The sequence below is a fragment of the Vibrio sp. RW genome, assembly GCF_027587105.1.
Classification (GTDB): Bacteria; Pseudomonadota; Gammaproteobacteria; order Enterobacterales; family Vibrionaceae; genus Vibrio; species Vibrio toranzoniae.
In genome coordinates this window covers 1-1689 of record NZ_JAPPTM010000064.1, presented here as the reverse complement: position 1 = coordinate 1689, position 1689 = coordinate 1, and the positions used below count along the sequence as shown (strand labels likewise).

General features: G+C 49.7%; 1 protein-coding gene. It reads right to left on the bottom strand.

The genetic code is table 11. The features are described 5' to 3' along the window. Window positions 1-1689 (bottom strand): transketolase (gene tkt, locus OCT63_RS21280; RefSeq protein ID WP_269984581.1); only part of this gene is annotated, 1689 nt, incomplete at both ends.

Genomic DNA, 1689 nt, shown 5'->3' with positions numbered 1-1689 from the left:
GCTTCTACTGCGATACGTGCTGTAACGTCAGATGGCAGTACAGACTCACGGTATTCTGCATCTTGCTTATCGAACGCGTCAGTTGCAGGCATAGATACAACACGTACTTTCTTACCTTCAGCGGTTAGTTCAGCCGCAGCGCTAACCGCTAGCTCAACTTCAGAACCAGTCGCGATAAGAATAAGCTCTGGTTTGCCTTCACAATCTTTCAGGATGTAACCACCCTTAGCGATGTTAGCCACTTGCTCAGCGTCACGATCTTGTTGTGCAAGGTTTTGACGAGAGAAGATAAGTGCAGAAGGACCATCTTTACGCTCGATTGCCAGTTTCCAAGCAACAGCAGACTCAACTTGGTCACATGGGCGCCATGTGCTCATGTTTGGAGTCAGACGTAGAGATGCGATTTGCTCAACCGGTTGGTGAGTAGGACCATCTTCGCCTAGGCCGATAGAATCGTGCGTGTAAACTTGGATGTTCTGAGTTTTCATCAGAGCCGCCATACGCATAGCGTTACGAGCGTATTCCATAAACATTAGGAACGTTGCGCCGTAGGGTACGAAACCACCGTGCAGAGCGATACCGTTCATGATAGCCGTCATACCGAATTCACGTACACCGTAGTGGATGTAGTTACCAGAGAAGTCGTTTGCTTCAAGCGACTTAGAACCAGACCACATAGTTAGGTTAGAAGGCGCAAGGTCAGCAGAGCCGCCCATGAATTCAGGTAGCATAGCACCGAACGCTTCGAGAGCATTTTGAGATGCTTTACGTGATGCGATGTTTGCTGGGTTAGCTTGAAGATCAGCGATGATTGCCGATGCTTTCTCTTCCCACTGTGCAGGAAGATCACCGTTTACGCGGCGTTTGAATTCAGCTGCCAGCTCAGGGTATGCTGCTTCATAAGCTGCAAGTTTCTCGTTCCACGCTGCTTCCTTAGCTGCGCCTGCTTCTTTCGCATCCCACTCTGCGTAAACTTCCGACGGAATTTCAAAAGGACCGTGCTCCCAACCTAGTTGTTTACGAGTTGCTGCTATTTCGTCAGCGCCTAAAGGTGCACCGTGACAGTCGTGCGTACCTGCTTTATTTGGAGAACCAAAGCCAATCACTGTTTTAGTACAGATAAGAGTAGGACGAGGGTCCGCTTTAGCCGCTTCGATAGCTGCGTTGATCGCGTCAGAGTCATGACCATCAACTGCTGGGATTACGTGCCAGCCGTATGCTTCAAAACGCTTAGGGGTATCGTCAGAGAACCAACCTTCAACTTCGCCATCGATAGAGATGCCGTTGTCATCCCAGAAAGCAACCAGCTTACCAAGACCTAACGTACCTGCTAGAGAGCAGGCTTCGTGAGAAATGCCTTCCATCAGACAGCCATCACCCATGAATGCATAAGTGTAGTGGTCTACGATGTCGTGGCCTTCTTTGTTGAACTGTGCAGCCAGTGCTTTCTCAGCCATTGCCATACCAACAGCGTTAGTGATGCCTTGACCTAAAGGACCAGTAGTCGTCTCGATACCTGGTGCGTAACCGTACTCTGGGTGACCAGGAGTCTTAGAGTGCAGTTGACGGAAGTTCTTAAGATCTTCAATTGAAAGCTCGTAACCTGCTAGGTGAAGCAGAGAGTAAATCAGCATTGAGCCGTGGCCGTTAGACAGGATAAAACGGTCGCGGTCAGCCCACTCTGGGTTG